The 13,536-nt window shown below is 71.5% G+C and carries 16 protein-coding genes and 1 pseudogene; 16 read left to right on the top strand and 1 reads right to left on the bottom strand.

What is annotated here, in order from left to right; all coding sequences use genetic code 11:
- Positions 1 to 149 precede the first annotated feature (149 nt).
- The 13 genes from KS423_RS47175 to KS423_RS04125 all read left to right on the top strand — a co-directional run bounded on the left by KS423_RS47175 (position 150) and on the right by KS423_RS04125 (position 10,273).
- A complete protein-coding gene (locus tag KS423_RS47175; RefSeq protein ID WP_263454467.1) occupies positions 150 to 278 on the top strand; it encodes a hypothetical protein in 129 nt (42 codons plus the stop codon).
- An 84-nt stretch (positions 279 to 362) separates the two neighbouring features.
- Positions 363 to 1,526: a ThiF family adenylyltransferase gene (locus tag KS423_RS04180; RefSeq protein ID WP_224274949.1), complete on the top strand. Its 1,164-nt coding sequence runs from the start codon at positions 363 to 365 to the stop codon at positions 1,524 to 1,526.
- 32 nt (positions 1,527 to 1,558) lie between these two features.
- Positions 1,559 to 2,506: a phosphotransferase family protein gene (locus KS423_RS04175; RefSeq protein ID WP_224274948.1), complete on the top strand. Its 948-nt coding sequence runs from the start codon at positions 1,559 to 1,561 to the stop codon at positions 2,504 to 2,506.
- The gene (locus tag KS423_RS04170) at positions 2,503 to 2,973 is read left to right on the top strand and encodes a hypothetical protein (protein ID WP_224274946.1); all 471 of its coding nucleotides are present in this window, start codon (positions 2,503 to 2,505) and stop codon (positions 2,971 to 2,973) included. Before KS423_RS04175 ends, KS423_RS04170 begins: the two co-directional genes overlap by 4 nt.
- Positions 2,974 to 3,150: 177 nt before the next feature.
- Positions 3,151 to 5,007 carry a glycoside hydrolase family 15 protein gene (locus tag KS423_RS04165; RefSeq protein ID WP_224274944.1) on the top strand — a complete coding sequence of 619 codons (1,857 nt, stop codon included), beginning with the start codon at positions 3,151 to 3,153 and terminating at the stop codon, positions 5,005 to 5,007.
- Positions 5,008 to 5,233: 226 nt separating this feature from the next.
- Entirely contained in the window at positions 5,234 to 6,493 is a 1,260-nt protein-coding gene (locus KS423_RS04160; protein ID WP_224274943.1) for a lipopolysaccharide assembly protein LapB, read from the top strand.
- Between the two features lie 182 nt (positions 6,494 to 6,675).
- Positions 6,676 to 7,302 carry a hypothetical protein gene (locus tag KS423_RS04155; RefSeq protein ID WP_224274941.1) on the top strand — a complete coding sequence of 209 codons (627 nt, stop codon included), beginning with the start codon at positions 6,676 to 6,678 and terminating at the stop codon, positions 7,300 to 7,302.
- A gap of 92 nt (positions 7,303 to 7,394) precedes the next feature.
- The gene (locus KS423_RS04150) at positions 7,395 to 7,994 is read left to right on the top strand and encodes a hypothetical protein (protein ID WP_224274940.1); all 600 of its coding nucleotides are present in this window, start codon (positions 7,395 to 7,397) and stop codon (positions 7,992 to 7,994) included.
- Complete coding sequence (locus KS423_RS04145; RefSeq protein ID WP_224274938.1) at positions 7,994 to 8,335, top strand: hypothetical protein; 342 nt, start codon at positions 7,994 to 7,996, stop codon at positions 8,333 to 8,335. Before KS423_RS04150 ends, KS423_RS04145 begins: the two co-directional genes overlap by 1 nt.
- Positions 8,335 to 8,805: a phage head morphogenesis protein gene (locus KS423_RS04140; RefSeq protein ID WP_224274936.1), complete on the top strand. Its 471-nt coding sequence runs from the start codon at positions 8,335 to 8,337 to the stop codon at positions 8,803 to 8,805. The genes KS423_RS04145 and KS423_RS04140 overlap by 1 nt, the downstream gene beginning before the upstream one ends.
- Before the next feature lie 111 nt (positions 8,806 to 8,916).
- Complete coding sequence (locus KS423_RS04135; RefSeq protein ID WP_224274934.1) at positions 8,917 to 9,165, top strand: hypothetical protein; 249 nt, start codon at positions 8,917 to 8,919, stop codon at positions 9,163 to 9,165.
- On the top strand, positions 9,158 to 9,586 hold the full coding sequence (locus KS423_RS04130) for a hypothetical protein (protein WP_224274932.1): 429 nt from the start codon (positions 9,158 to 9,160) through the stop codon (positions 9,584 to 9,586). The genes KS423_RS04135 and KS423_RS04130 overlap by 8 nt, the downstream gene beginning before the upstream one ends.
- A gap of 117 nt (positions 9,587 to 9,703) precedes the next feature.
- Entirely contained in the window at positions 9,704 to 10,273 is a 570-nt protein-coding gene (locus tag KS423_RS04125) for a hypothetical protein (protein WP_224274925.1), read from the top strand.
- Between the two features lie 164 nt (positions 10,274 to 10,437).
- Here KS423_RS04125 and KS423_RS04120 read toward each other — a convergent pair whose 3' ends face one another.
- On the bottom strand, positions 10,438 to 11,376 hold the full coding sequence (locus KS423_RS04120; protein WP_224274923.1) for a hypothetical protein: 939 nt from the start codon (positions 11,374 to 11,376) through the stop codon (positions 10,438 to 10,440).
- 394 nt (positions 11,377 to 11,770) lie between these two features.
- Here KS423_RS04120 and KS423_RS04115 point away from each other — a divergent pair, with 394 nt between their 5' ends.
- From KS423_RS04115 to KS423_RS04105, 3 genes and pseudogenes are all read left to right on the top strand, one after another.
- Entirely contained in the window at positions 11,771 to 12,364 is a 594-nt protein-coding gene (locus KS423_RS04115; RefSeq protein WP_224274922.1) for a hypothetical protein, read from the top strand.
- Between the two features lie 5 nt (positions 12,365 to 12,369).
- Complete coding sequence (locus KS423_RS04110; RefSeq protein WP_224274920.1) at positions 12,370 to 12,633, top strand: hypothetical protein; 264 nt, start codon at positions 12,370 to 12,372, stop codon at positions 12,631 to 12,633.
- Positions 12,626 to 13,536, top strand: a pseudogene (locus KS423_RS04105) (hypothetical protein); the annotation flags it as partial. The gene KS423_RS04110 and the pseudogene KS423_RS04105, both read left to right, overlap by 8 nt.

Genomic DNA, 13,536 nt, shown 5'->3' with positions numbered 1-13,536 from the left:
TCAGAGGCGGGGTGAAATGCTGCCCAAAAAGAGCATGAAAGACCCTTTTGGGAAATCCCCAGAAAGTACTTCCGGGGAGGGCTCGTGAATGCTTTCATGGGTTCCGGCTTATCCGCCACCATTCCTTTCGATAAACCCAGGAGGACGTCATGGACGCCACCCACACCACCGCTGGCACCGCGACCGCCGACCCGCAGGACGCCGAGCAGACCCAGGACAGCGGTCTGCGCCCGGCCGCCGCCCACGAACTGCTCGGCTGCACCGTCTCCGGCCAGTAGCGCACCGGCACCGTCAGCGGCGGGTCCGGCAGCGCGCCGGGCCCGCCCCGCCCCCACCCCGCCCTCGACCCGAGGAGCCCCACCGTGAGTCACCCCCGCCTGCGCGCCGAGCACCAGCCCACGATCCGACCGGACGGCCGAATCCAGATCGGCTCGCTGCCAGGCCTCGCGAGCACCCTGCCAGACCCGGGCGGCTGGCGCCGACACCTCCTTCGACTCCTGGGCGGTGCCTTGACGGAAGACCAGATCAGCCAGGCGGTCACCAGCCGCCACCCTGACGTCTCGGCCGCCCAGGTCGCCCAGCTGCTCCTCGACCTCGCCCGGGCCGGCCACGTGCGGGACGCCGTCCCGGCCCGCCGGGCCATCCGACTGGACCCCGGCAGCGCCCGACTCCACGAACGCGGCGTCGAGTACTGGGAGATGGTCGACCAGGACCCCGGTCGTTCCGGTGCGGACGTCCAGCAGATCCTGGCTCGTGCCGTGGTGACTGTCGTTGGCATCGGCGGCGTCGGCCTCACCGTCGCGGCTGCACTGGCCGGCGCCGGAATCGGCTGCCTGATCCTGGCCGACCACGACCGTGTCGAGGACTCCAACCTCAACCGTCAACTCCTCTACACCCACGCCGACATCGGCCGGTACAAAGTTGACGCCGCCCGGGATCGCTTGCTGGAGCGCCACCCTGACCTCGACATCGACCTGTACCCCGAACAGGTCACCTTCCAGGCGCAGTTCGCGCGCCTGATGCGCCGGTGCGACCTGCTCATCCTCGCCGCCGACGAACCCGACGACCTGCGCCTGACCGCCAACCGCGCCGCCCTGACCACCTCCTGCGCGTGGATCGACCCCGGCTACCACGGCCCGCTGATCAGCACCGCTCTCTACACGCCGGGCGTCGGCGACGGCCCCTGCTGGGAATGCCTGCGCCACTTCGACGCCACCGCCTACGGCCTGCCCGGCACCCACGGCGACGTCCTCGCCGCTGCCCTGCCCCGGCCCCTGGGCAACCCCGTCATCTCCACCAGCGCACTGCTCGCCGGCACCTACGCCGCCCACGCCGCCCTCACCCACCTCACCGGCACCCGTAGCACCAACCCGGCAGGCACCATCCAGCGGCACAGCCTCATCGCCCCCGCCGACCAGACGCCCCGCGCCATCACTTACCCCCGCAACCCCGACTGCCCCTCCTGCGCCCCGTACCACCCCAAGGCCGCGCCCACCACCTCGAAGAAGACCCTCGCCGCCCGCTGATCTGCGGCGAACGACCGAACCCGGGACGAACGTTGACACCAGAAGACAGCCTGGCAGCCGTCCGCGCGGCCGCCAGGAAGCACCACCTGGACTCCACCGGTGCGCAGCTGCTTCAGCCAGGCCGGAACCACACCTGGCGCCTGCCCGGCAGCAAGGTCATCGCCAAGGCCCGCAGCGGCGCCACCTTCACGGAGACCTACCGGGAGACGCAGGCCGCGCGGTACATGATGAGCCACGGCATACCGGCCGCCCGGCCGGTGGGCCAGGAACGCTACCCGTTCCGCCACGACACCGGGCACGAGACCGTCTACGTCTTGTTCACCGAAGACCTCGGCCCGAGCACCATCCCGGCCACGCCGCACCAGGTCGCGCTCCTGCTGCGTCGGCTTCACGCACTGCCGGTGCCCATCGGGCCGCGCCTGCGCCTGCCGGCCATCGACCCGTTCTCCCGCCTGTTCCTGGGCATCGACGGACTCTTCCCGGCCGGATCGGCCCGAGACCGCCAACGCCTGCACCGGCTCCTCCACGCGGCCCGCGAGGCCTGGCAGGCCGCCGCATGGCCGGGCCCGATGGCCCCGCTGCACGGCGACGTCGGCCAGGGAAACTGCATCGTCACCGCCGACGGTGTCGCCCACCTGATTGACTTCGAGCGCATGTCGGTCGGGCCGGTCCTGGGGGACCTGGCCGCGTACGGCTGGCGCCGGGATGCGTTAGGCGCCGACCCCGCCGAATTCGAGGAGTTCGCCGCCGCCTACGGCCTCGACGTGACCGGCCACGCCGACGGCCGCACCTACCGTGAGGCGCTCACCCCCGCGTTCGCGGTGAGCGCGTGGCTGGCCGCCGCCAGCTACGCACGCGACGAACCCCACTGGCAGCACGAAGCCGACCTGCGGCTCACCACCCTCCTCACCGACCCGCTGCCGGGCTCCCCCTGGCACTGGAACCTCGGCAACGCGGCCGTCATGAAGGCCGCAGGATGACCGCCCACACTACGCAGACACCGGGCGACCAGGCCGCCGCCGTTGTGGCCCGCACCGGCATCCCGGTGCTCCTGCTCATCGGATACCCCGGCACGCCCACGGTCTCCGCGACGATCGGTACCGGCACGCCCCGCTGCTACACCTCCACCACCGCCCTGTACGAAGACGGCCTGCGCGCCGAGGTCCACGCACCCGGCGGCCCGACGCCGGAGAAGTTGGTGCGCTGCGAGCTGCCCGACGCCGCGAAGCCGCGGCCCGTTCTCCTGGCCACGCCCGGCGAGATGGTCTGGGGCGCCGAGACCAGCTACGGCGGCCTGACGGCGCGCGCCGGGATCTGGAATGGCTGGACGCTGTTCCACCTGACCCGCGACCAGCGCGGCCGGGGACGTCTCCCGGTGCTGCGGCTGGTCGGCGCCGAATCCTTGCCCACCGGTCGCCCTGGACAAGAAGCCGTCCCTGGTCCGTGACCGGATGCACCACCCACGCTGGCAGGCCCGCAAGAGGCCTGCTGCGGATCGCCGTGGCCGCGCCCCGGCGAAGACACCGCGCTCACGCGCGTTCGCACCTCCCGCACCACCCATGGCGGCCGTCCGGGTTAGGGCCGCAACCCCACCAACTGGCCACCTCACCTTAGGAGTTCAACCGTGCCCGATCCGTTGATCGAGGAGCACGCCTTCCTCGGCAACTCGCGCGCCGCAGCGCTCACCCGGCCCGACGGCACGATGACCTGGCTGTGTCTGCCTGGCTTCGAATCCCCTGCCGTCTTCGCGAGCCTCCTCGGCACCCCCTCGAACGGCTCCTGGCGCCTCGGCCCGGCCACGTACACCAACGCGCCGCCCGAGAGCCGGCGCCGCTACGTCGGCGACACCCTCGCCGTCGAACACGCCTGGGACACCGAAAGCGGCGTGCTGGAGGTGACCGACGTCCTGCCCGCCCCGGACGCCACCGGGTACGCGCCACCGGTGGTCGTCCGCATTGCCACCTGCCGCAGCGGCATGGTCCGCCTGGCCTCCGAGTTCCGGCCCCGCCCCGACTACGGCTCACTCACCCCCAGCCTGCAATACGTCGGCCACGGCACACCCCGGCTGCGCGTGACGGCCGGCAGCGACACCTACTGGCTGGACGCGCCCCGTCACAGCGTCAACCTCGGCGGCAGCGCCTCCTGCGACATGCCGCTCAAGGCCGGACAGAGCCTGGTCTTCGCGCTGACGTGGACACGCACCGGCAGCCCGGCACCCGCCCCGCTGACGGGCACCACCGCGCTGGAGGAGACCAAGCGGTACTGGACGCGGTGGGCATCCGCCTGCACCTACGACGGCCCCCACCGGGACGCCGTACTCCGCTCGGCGCTCACCCTCAAGGGCCTGTGCGACCTCGGCGGCGCCGCGGTCGCGGCCCCGACCACCTCGCTGCCCGCACCCATCGGCGGCGTGCGCAACTGGGACTACCGCTACACCTGGCCTCGCGACACCGCGTGGATGATGCAGTCCCTCCTGGTGCTGGGATTCATCGAGGAGCCCACCGCTTACCGGAACTGGCTGACCGCCCACGTCGACCCGGACGACCTCAAGCCCCTGTACGGCCTCGGCGGCGGCCCGGTGCCAGCCGAAGAGGACTTGCCGCACCTGCGGGGCTACCGCAGCTCCACGCCGGTCCGGGTCGGCAACGCCGCCGCTGGCCAGCACCAGCTGGACGTCTACGGCGAACTCGCCGACCTGCTCGCCCAGATGGACGACGCAGGCATCTCGCCCTGCCCGGACGCCGACCACTTGCTCCTCGGCCTCGCGCTCAAGGCCGAGGAACTGTGGGAGAAACCCGACGACGGGATGTGGGAGAGCAGGGGCACCCCGCGCCGGTACGTCTCCTCCCTGGTGTGGGCCTGGGTGGCCCTCGACCGCGCCGTGCGCGTGCTGGGACGCCACGGCGCCGCCGACCAGGAGACCCTGCTGCGGCTGGCGGCGACCGCCGAGACCATCCACGCCGAGGTGTGCGCCCGGGGCTACGACCAGGGGCGCAACACCTTCACCCAGTACCTCGACGGCCACGACCTGGACGCCTCCCTCCTGCACATCGTCCGCGTCGGATTCCTGCCGCCGGACGACAAGCGGGTGATCGGCACCGTCGAAGCGATCGAACGCGAACTCGCCGCCGGCGGCGGCATGCTCCAGCGCTACCCGACCCGAGCCGATGCGGCCGACAACGTGGACGGGCTGTCCGGCCACGAAGGCGCCTTCCTCGCCACTGCGTTCTGGATGGCCGAAGCCCTCGCTCTGATCGGCAGGAACACCGACGCCCGGGATCTGTTCGACCGGCTGCTGGCAGTGCGAAGCGACCTCGGCCTCCTCGCCGAGCAGTACGACCCCATCGAGGGAACCCAGCTCGGCAACTACCCGCAGGGCCTGTCGCACGACGGTCTGATCCGGGCGGCCCTGGCCATCGTCACCGCGAGCACGGCCACCGTCGTCGACGGTGAACTGGTGCTGGCGGTGGCAGAGGGGTAGCGGCGCAGCGCCTCCTACCCTCACCGCCCGCGGCGTGCGCCACCTCCACGGGCGCCGACCGCCTCAAGGCAGGTCCTCGCCCTGCTGCGCCGCACGATCGGCGAGCAGTGCGTCGCCGCCGAACTCCGAGAGGCAGCCCGCCCCGACGACCTCTGAGGCGGCCTGCCGCCCGAGACCAGCCCGGCCCCAGCGCCGGCCGATCCCATCCCTACGAGGAACACTGCTCATGACGATCACCGACACCATCGACCGACTGTCCCCGGAAGAACGACGCCTGCTCGCCCAGATCGCCGACCTTCCGTCGCCGGATCTGGACGTCTACGCCGTCGCCGCTTCCACCGGCACTCTCACCAGCCACACCAGGAAATGGCTCGGGGAACTCACGGCCAAGAACCTGCTGGAGCACGCCGGAGTCGTCGCCGCCCGCGGCCCGGTGTACACGATCCGCCCGGAGGCGGCCGACCGGGCGCTGGCTCTCGCTGACGGGCCCGGCACCCGTACGGCCGTCCTCCAGCGCTACCTGGCCTACCTGACCACCACCGCCTACAACGCCGCTCGGGTCCTCACCCCCCATCACCGCGTGCTGGGGCACGCCAGCCGGCCTGAGCCCGCCGAGCCCGTCCGTTTCGCTGTCGGCCATGTGGCGCTCGCCTGGCTGGAATCGATGGCCGGCGCGCTGCTCCCGGCGATCACCGCCGCCACTCGGCACGGTGACTACCAGGCCGCGACCTGCGTGACTCACGCGGCATGGCCGCTGTTCCTCTACACACGCCACGAGCTGTGGATTCCCAGCTACCGCCAGGGCCTGGCCGCCGCCGAGCGCTGGGGCGACACCGTGGCCATCCGCGAGATGCTGGTTGCGCTCGCCGGTGGCCTGCGCGACAACCGTGAGTACAACGAGGCGACCTCCTGCCTCCAGCGCGCGCGTACCCTCGCGGAAGGCGATCTCGAGGGAATCGCCCAGTGCAGCAGCGGCATCGGAGCGTGCCTGCACGCCGATGCCCGCTACGTGGAGGCCATGCCGCAGCTGACCGCCGCCGCCACCCGCTACGAGCGGCTCGGCCACGCGCGCGGCCAGGCCCTCGCCTTGATCCTCGTGGGCTCGGCGTACGCCCGGCAGGGCAACCCTGCCGCCGGCGTGCCAGTTCTCCAAGAGGCCTGCACGCTTCTCTCCAGCCTGACCGACCCGGACCCGCTCAACATCTCACGAGCGCTGGCCTACCTCGGTGAGGCCCACTCGCTGGCGGGCGCCCACGATCTGGCCGCCAGCGCCCTCGTGAAGGCCCTGGAGCAGTTCCGCTCCCTCCGCGCGCCCCACTGGACCGCGCACACCATGGAGTTCCTGGGCCAAGCCGCCCTACGCGCCGACCAACGCCACGCCGCCATGGACTGGTACTCCACCAGCCTCGCTCAGTACACCGAACTCGCCAGCAGCCACGACACCGACCGTCTTCAGCGTCGCATCAGGGCGGTGACCAACTCGTGAGCGAGCGCCAGGCTGGCGGGACAGACGCAGGTGGGCCGCGCCCCGGCCCTGCGATGCGATCTGGTGGCCGAGCGGTGAGGAGCGTTCTGCGTCACCGTCCCGGCCAGGTCCGGGGCCGGTGGATACAGCGGCTGCGCCGTGCGAGGGCAACGCAGGCGCTGCTCCAGGCCGAGGCACCGCGGGTGGGGAAGCGGACTCCCCGCCGACCGTTCGAGGGAGGCGACGACACCAAGGCCGCGCTGGAGTGGGGCGGAAACCTGCTCGAAGCTCTCGACGTGGCCTCGGGACCGCGACCGGAACTGACGAGCCACGAGGTGAAGCTTCTGATCGGCTACATGAACGGCATGTCGTACGAGGAACTCGGCGAGCTGGACTGCACCAATGCGAAGCAGGTGAAACACGTCTACCACCGGATCAGCACCGGTTTGCGGATGAAGAGCCGGCTCCAGACCATGTTCGCCGTGCTCGCACGCGGCTACGTGCGGCCTGAGCAGGTCGTACCCAGCGAGCTTGCCTGGGGCGAGGTGTCTCTCTCCGCCCACACCGCCGCCCTGCTGACCCTCCTCGCCTGCAACATGAGCCAGGAGAAAGCCGCCGCGAAACTTGGGATCCGCTATGCCCAAGCCCAGTACCTCCTGCTCACCGCGCGCGCTGATCTCTGCGCCAAGAACAGCCACCACGCCCTCCTGATCGCAGCGGTCCTCGGCATCATCAACGTGCCGGGCGTGCCCCGGTGCGACGTGCCGAAGCCCCCTCTTCCAGTAGCGCCCCCGGCTGGAGGGCCGCAGACGGCCCTCACCGACCGGTAGCCGGACAATGGTGGTGGCGGCCCGGAGCGACAAGACCCCCGGCCGCCACCTACCGTCCCTCCTCGCCACCCAGCAGCACGAGGAGGACGACGGTGGAGCTGATCGTGACAGCCGAGGACGTCGCCCGCCGCCTCGGCTACCCCACCCCCCTCGGCGACCCGGTACGGCAGCGCATCGAGATCGCCGTCGAGGACGCCCAGGACACCCTGACCGCGCACCTCGGCCGGCCGCTGCTGCCCGCGCAGTACACCGAGAGCGGTGTCCGGGCCGGGGCGGACGGCTGGGTGCTCAGCCACGGCCCCCTCATCGCGGTCATCTCCGCAGTCCTGGACACGGGCACAACGTCGGCCCCCTTCGGCACGCCGACGTACACCGTCACCTACACCGCCGGCATCGACGCCCGCGCGGACCCGCAGACCGCCCCGCTGCGCCTGTGGGTCCGCGCGACAGCGTGCCACCACCCGTTGCTGGCGGACGCGCCCGCACGCCAGCGTCGCGTCGCCTCCGCCTCCGTGGAGGGCCAGTCGGTCACCTACGACACTGCGGCCGAGCCGCCGGTGATGCTCGCGCCGCCGGACCTCGCCACGACCGACCGGTGGCGGCTGCGCGGCCGCCGGGTCTACCAGGCCCCGACGAGGCCGAACCCGCCCGGGCTCACGATCCCCGGACACTTCGGCTCGGGTGGGCTCTGATGGCGGTCCTGCTGGCCGACCGGCAGCTCGGTGTCCGCACGCGCGGCGTGCCCGTCCTGGACGCGCACGGCGCGGAGGTGACCGGGCCGCTCGGCCCGCTGCGGGGACGGTGGCCAGGCCGTGCCGTGCCGCAGCCCGACGGCACGTGGCACCTGGCCCTGGACGCGCAGGCCGGCACCCTGCTGGTCGGTGACGTCGTGGTGGAGCCGTCCACCGGAGCCGAGTGGACCGTCCTCGCGGCCGACCAGTTGGCGAACACCGACGACCCGGCGCTGGCCTACGTGCGGATCAAGGCACGCGCCCGTGTCCTGGACGGCACCCGGCCGGAAGGACACCCGTGATGGCGCACCTCGAACTGCCCTCCGACATCGCCCGCCGCCTCGCCCCGCTGATGCTGCGACACACCCAGCGCCTGGCCTGGGAAGTCGAGGAGGAGGCCCGGCGGCGAGCCCCGGCGGCCAAGACCTGGCACACCCAGGAAGATGGCCGCGCGCGCCCCAGCCACCAGGCCGCCGACGGCCAGACCGTACCGGCGCCGTTGCCGTTCTCGGTGGGCAACACCACCCTCTCTGGCCCCCGCGACCCCGACGGCCCGGTGGAGGAGACCGCGGGGTGCCGGTGCACGGTCACCGAGGACCCGGAAGCCGTCGCCGCGACGATCTCGGCGGGCAAGGCCGCCATCGACGGCACGCGTACCCGGGCGGAAGTCGTCTGCGACTTCCCGCGTGCTGCCGAGGCGGAGTTCGCGCACGGCGACGGCACGCACTTCATGAGCGGTGCCGCCTCCCAGGTCGCCGCCCGGCACCGCTGACCCGCCGCACCGTACCTGGGCCAGCGCAAGGTCCGGTGCGGCGGGGCGGACGGTAGCGGTCGCGCCCTGCTTTCCTTCGCCGGTCACCCACTCCCGCACGAAGGAACCGCCATGGCCCAGCCCGACAGCGTCCGGATCGTCCTCGCCCATCACCTCACCCGGGGCGGCGAGCAGCTGCTGCCCGGCGACGAGATCGAGGTCCCGCACTACGAGGCCCAGCAGCTGATCGGCGCCGGGTACGTCGCCGACGTGGACCCCGCCGACTCGGCCGCGGTCGCCAAGGCCCTCGCGCCGGCGGAGAGCAAGCCGGCCATGGCCAAGCCGACGGCGAACAAGGCGGCAGGGCTGGCGAGTGGGTGACCTGGCCGCCCTCGACCCCGAGGAACTGGCTGTCGCCTGGCTGTCCGGGCACGCCGAGCTGACGAAGGCGCTCGGCGGGCCCGGCCGGGTCGGGGCCCGCAACACCCCGCCCTACCCCCGCATCCGCATCACCCAGATTCCCGGGGGCTCTGTGCCGGGCTGGCGCTGGACCGCCACCTTCCACCTTCAGGTGGAGGCGCTCGGCGACCTGGACCGGTCGACGCCCCGTCCTCTGCTGCGCCGGGGGTTCGCCACCGCGATCAAGGCCCTGCACGAGCTGGCTGAGCAGTCCGCTGTGCCGGGGCGGCCGGTGGTCACAGCAGTGCGGGCGCTGTCGGCTGGCGGGTGGCTGCCGGAGCCGACCGGCCAGGCCCGGTACGTCGCCGTGGTTGCCGTCACCGCGCACCCGCCGACCGGGTGATGGGGGAAATTGCGCGAGTTGTGCGACAGCCCCACGCGCGGTGACGGCGCGACGCTACTGCTCGGCGCGGCCTACGGTCCGGCTCGTTTCTGGCGGTCCGCGTTGAGGAGGCCGGTCGTGCCCGCGGAGAGCATGTTCGTTGCGCAGATGGCCCGTCTGTACCTGGCGGCGCCGGGTACGGTCGCGCCCACGGACCCGGTGGCGGCGATGCCGTCCGGGTGGAAGGAGGCCGGGCTGTTCAAGCCGGGCAGCCTGGAGTGGAACACCGACCCGAAGTTCGAGGAGCTGCGGAGCCATCAGCTGCGGTACGCGGCCCGCACCATCCAGACCGAGGATGCCGCGACTGTCAAGGTCGAGCTCCAGGAGTGGAACGCCGGCAACATCGTTGCGGTGTACGGCGGCGGCGAGGTCACGAGCGTCGCTCAGGGCGGCAAGTCCTTCTACCGGTTCAACCCGCCGAAGGTGGGCGGGCGCAAGCAGTTCGCGGCGGTGGTCGAGCTGGTCGACGGCGCGAAGCACTACCGGCGGATCGTGCCGCTGTGCGAGCAGGTCGCCTCGGTGAACCAGAAGTTCCCCAACGACGCGGAGTCGACCCTGCCGCTGGAGCTGAAGGTGATCGGCGGGGATACCGTCGACCCGTGGTACGACCTGACCGACGACCCGGGCTTCACCCCGGCGGCGCCGTGAACCTCCCTCGTCAGTAACCGTTTTGGGGCTGTGCCCATTCGCGGCCCGTGCACCTACTGTGGATCACGTCGGGCAGCCCTCTCCCCCCTGGGGTCGCCCGATCCCGCGATGCCCCGGCCTCCCCTTCGGCCGGGGCATCGCCGTGGACAGGCCCAACTCCTTTCCTACGAGCCGGGAGAGATGTCGTCGGCGGTGATGCTCAGCCCAGGAACCCCTCCCTCTCGTAGAGGGTTCCCGAGTTCCATCGCTGTACCGTCGCTCTTAGGCCTGACGAGTGTGTCGTAGGGTTCCTCCGCTGCTGCGATCGAGCCTTCACTTTCTCCTCGCGCCCCGGCGTTAATTGGAATCCAGAGATCGTCATTACCGCTGGTGACGTTCACCTCGAGAGAGAACGTGCAGTCCAGTTTCGCGGCGAAGAATACGTCGAAGGTGCGCGCATCCTTCTTGTTCAAGACGACCGGGCGCTCAGTGAAGCGCTTGCCGAACATGATCTCAGTTGGTTTTCCACCTGAGACCTTCCCGGGTTTCGGATAGCCACTCCAGAGGCTTCTTGCAGCTTCGTCGTACTGGCTCACCTCGAAACCGATGACGGTGCGCTTGATGTCCTCGCCCGATCCACCGATTGGCGGAGGGTAGACGAGGGTTCCGGCGAAGGTTCTGGGACGGTTGATCACCTCTTCGACGCTTGTGGCCACCTCGTTCGGGCAGTCGCGGTCTCTCAGCTTGAAATTCTGAATGATCGCAGTTTCATCGCGAAGCGCCCTGATCGTGAACCTGATGGCATATAGGCTGATGGGGCGAGCCTTATTTTTCGTTAGCCAATCGCCGAACGAGTCTGTTCGTTTCGCCAGGTCGCCGAGATCGTACGTCCGGCCGGGAATGGCATAGTTGACCGCCAAGTAGTCGGGCGATCCCATGGTAATTGAGACCGGCCGGCCGGCGGCGGTCTCCTTCTCCTCGGCGTCCTTCTGCTTTTCTCGCTGCTCGCCCGCACTTGCGGCGTCCGCGCTCCGTTTATTTGAATCGTTCCCCTGGGTCGTTTGCCAGGCTTGAATCGATCCGAAGATCAATGTGGGGACGAGTGCCGCGATCAGCGGAGCCATGATCGTGCCGTTCCTCCACCACCTTGGGCTGGGTGATGGTGGAGTGGCCTGCGCCGCTTCTTCTCCTGCCCCAGGGCTGGGCGGGGGTGGCGGAGCCTGCCCGCCCCCTCCCCCCGACCCAGGTCCGGGCGCTGTGCCGGACGCGGTGGGGCCGGTCTCCCCAGGCGGGAGGGGTGATGGCTGCTGAGAAGTCATGGAAGTCCCCAAGGTGCAGTCACGTGAGAGATGGTATGTAGCACAGGTTCCTAGGCGTACTCAACTCATGACCCTTCATGCTGACTTGAGAAATCTGAATGGACATCAGGATTCTCGGCTCTAAAGCCTCGGCGCGACGCTAGCGCGACGGGCTCCTACCGTCTGCGGCGATCCGTTGCCGACAGACCGAGGAGCCGACATGGCCGGGATCGACCTCGACGCCGCCCGTGAGCGCCGTCTGGCCGCCGCTGCCGAGAAGGCCCGCGCGGCCAAGGCCGAGTACACCGTCGGCGAGGAGCCGCTGATCTTCGGCGGCGCCACCGTGGCGATGCTGCCGGCCGAGCTGCCGCTCGCAGTGTGGGAGCCGCTGGTCGGCATCCCGTACCTGCCGCTGCTGCTGCGTTCCCTGGTGGAGGCCGCGCAGGCGCAGGGCGATCAGCAGACCGAGGCCGCGAGCCTGATCGTGGACGTGCTCGGCTCGGAGCCGTCGCTGCCGTCCGACCTGCTTGCCGCGGCCGCCGAGATGGGCCGCCGTCTGCTCGGGGAGGACGGGTTCGCACGGCTGATGGAGCAGCGCCCCAGCCACCCGGACATCTTCGAGCTGGTGCGCGCGGTCTGGGCGAAGTACTTCCCGGGCGGTGCGGGCCTGGGGGAACTCATGGGGCCGTCCGAGTTGCTTTCGAGCGCTGGGACGACCTCGAAGCCGACTTCCAGCGGTACTACCGGCTCGACGCCCGCGGTGTCTGGCGACGGCCTGGTGACCCTGGATTCGTCGGCACTCGACGCCTCCTGACCCTGATGCGGGGGCTGCCTGCTGAGGCCCTGCTGCGCCGGGACGGGGCAGAGGTCGGCGCGGACCGCTGGGGGCTGACGCAGGAGCTGCTGGCGCAGCTGGTCGAACTGGTGTCGGTACTGGCGGCGGAGCACCGCCTGCGCAGGCCGGTCGAGCTGCCGCGTCCGGCCTATTTGAGGGCCGGCCGCGGGCACGAGCAGGCCGGGCAGGGCATGGCCCGGGCTGTCGCCGTGCTGCGCCGTACCGGAAAGGCGGCCGGGCGTGGCTGAGGAGATCGACTCCGGTCGCCTCGTCGTCGAGGTCGTCGCCGACTCGTCGGGGTTCGCGACGGACGCGAAGGCCCGTGTCGACGCGGCGGTGCGCAACCTGCGGGCCAAGGTCCGGTTGGACCCGGATGCCTCCGGGCTGCGCGAGCGCGTCGAAGCCGCCGCGCAGGCCACCCGCGCCCGGATCAAGGTCACGGTCGACGTCGACCTTGCCGGGCTGCGCCAGCGCGTCCAGGCGGCCACGCAGGCCGCCCGCGCCCGCATCAAGGTCGCCGTCGACCCGGACACATCCGGGCTGGCGGAGAAGGTGCGGGCGGCGACAGCCCGCGCCGCGTACGTGCGCGTCGGGGTCGGCCTCGACACCGGCAACCTGCGCCAGCGCGTCCGGATCGCCGCCGAGGCTGCCGCCGCCACCGTCAAGCTCGACCTGGACGTCGAGACGGCCGGGCTGCGCGCCCGCGTCAAGGAAGCGCTGACCGGCCTGTCGGTACGCGTGCGGGTCGACGTCGACACCGCCGCCGCGACCACCCGCCTCGCGGCGTTCCGCACGCTCGCGTCCCGGCCGGTCGACGTCCCCCTCAACGCCCGGGGCTCCGCCGGCGGCGGTGGTGACTCCGGGGGGTTCCTCCAGGCTGCCGAGGGCTTCGGCTCCACCGTCGCCGGGCTGGCTCGCCTGCCCGCGATGGCCTCCGGGGCGCTCGCCCTCGGCCAGGCCCTCACCCAGGTTGCCGCCGGGCTCTTCGCGATGGGTGCGGCAGCCGCGCCCGCGGTCGGGCTGCTCGGTGCCCTTCCCGGGGCGGCGGGCGCCGCCGTCCAGGGCCTGGGCACCCTGCTGGCCGCCTTCTCCGGCATCGGTGCCGCCGTTAAGGCGCTCGGCCAGGCGGACAAGCAGTCCGCCGGCGCGGC

This window comes from Streptomyces sp. LS1784 (genome assembly GCF_020103755.1).
Taxonomy (GTDB): Bacteria; Actinomycetota; Actinomycetes; order Streptomycetales; family Streptomycetaceae; genus Kitasatospora.
The sequence above is the reverse complement of the archived record's forward strand: the minus strand, read 5'-3'. Positions and strand labels throughout refer to the sequence as shown.

Bases quoted from the DNA above. Each gene is read 5' to 3' on its own strand.
- KS423_RS47175 (WP_263454467.1), top strand. From the start codon at position 150: ATGGACGCCACCCACACCACCGCTGGCACCGCGACCGCCGACCCGCAG.
- KS423_RS04170 (WP_224274946.1), top strand. From the start codon at position 2,503: ATGACCGCCCACACTACGCAGACACCGGGCGACCAGGCCGCCGCCGTT.
- KS423_RS04160 (WP_224274943.1), top strand. From the start codon at position 5,234: ATGACGATCACCGACACCATCGACCGACTGTCCCCGGAAGAACGACGC.
- KS423_RS04145 (WP_224274938.1), top strand. From the start codon at position 7,994: ATGGCGGTCCTGCTGGCCGACCGGCAGCTCGGTGTCCGCACGCGCGGC.
- KS423_RS04140 (WP_224274936.1), top strand. From the start codon at position 8,335: ATGGCGCACCTCGAACTGCCCTCCGACATCGCCCGCCGCCTCGCCCCG.
- KS423_RS04135 (WP_224274934.1), top strand. From the start codon at position 8,917: ATGGCCCAGCCCGACAGCGTCCGGATCGTCCTCGCCCATCACCTCACC.
- KS423_RS04120 (WP_224274923.1), bottom strand. From the start codon at position 11,376: ATGGCTCCGCTGATCGCGGCACTCGTCCCCACATTGATCTTCGGATCG.
- KS423_RS04115 (WP_224274922.1), top strand. From the start codon at position 11,771: ATGGCCGGGATCGACCTCGACGCCGCCCGTGAGCGCCGTCTGGCCGCC.
- KS423_RS04110 (WP_224274920.1), top strand. From the start codon at position 12,370: ATGCGGGGGCTGCCTGCTGAGGCCCTGCTGCGCCGGGACGGGGCAGAG.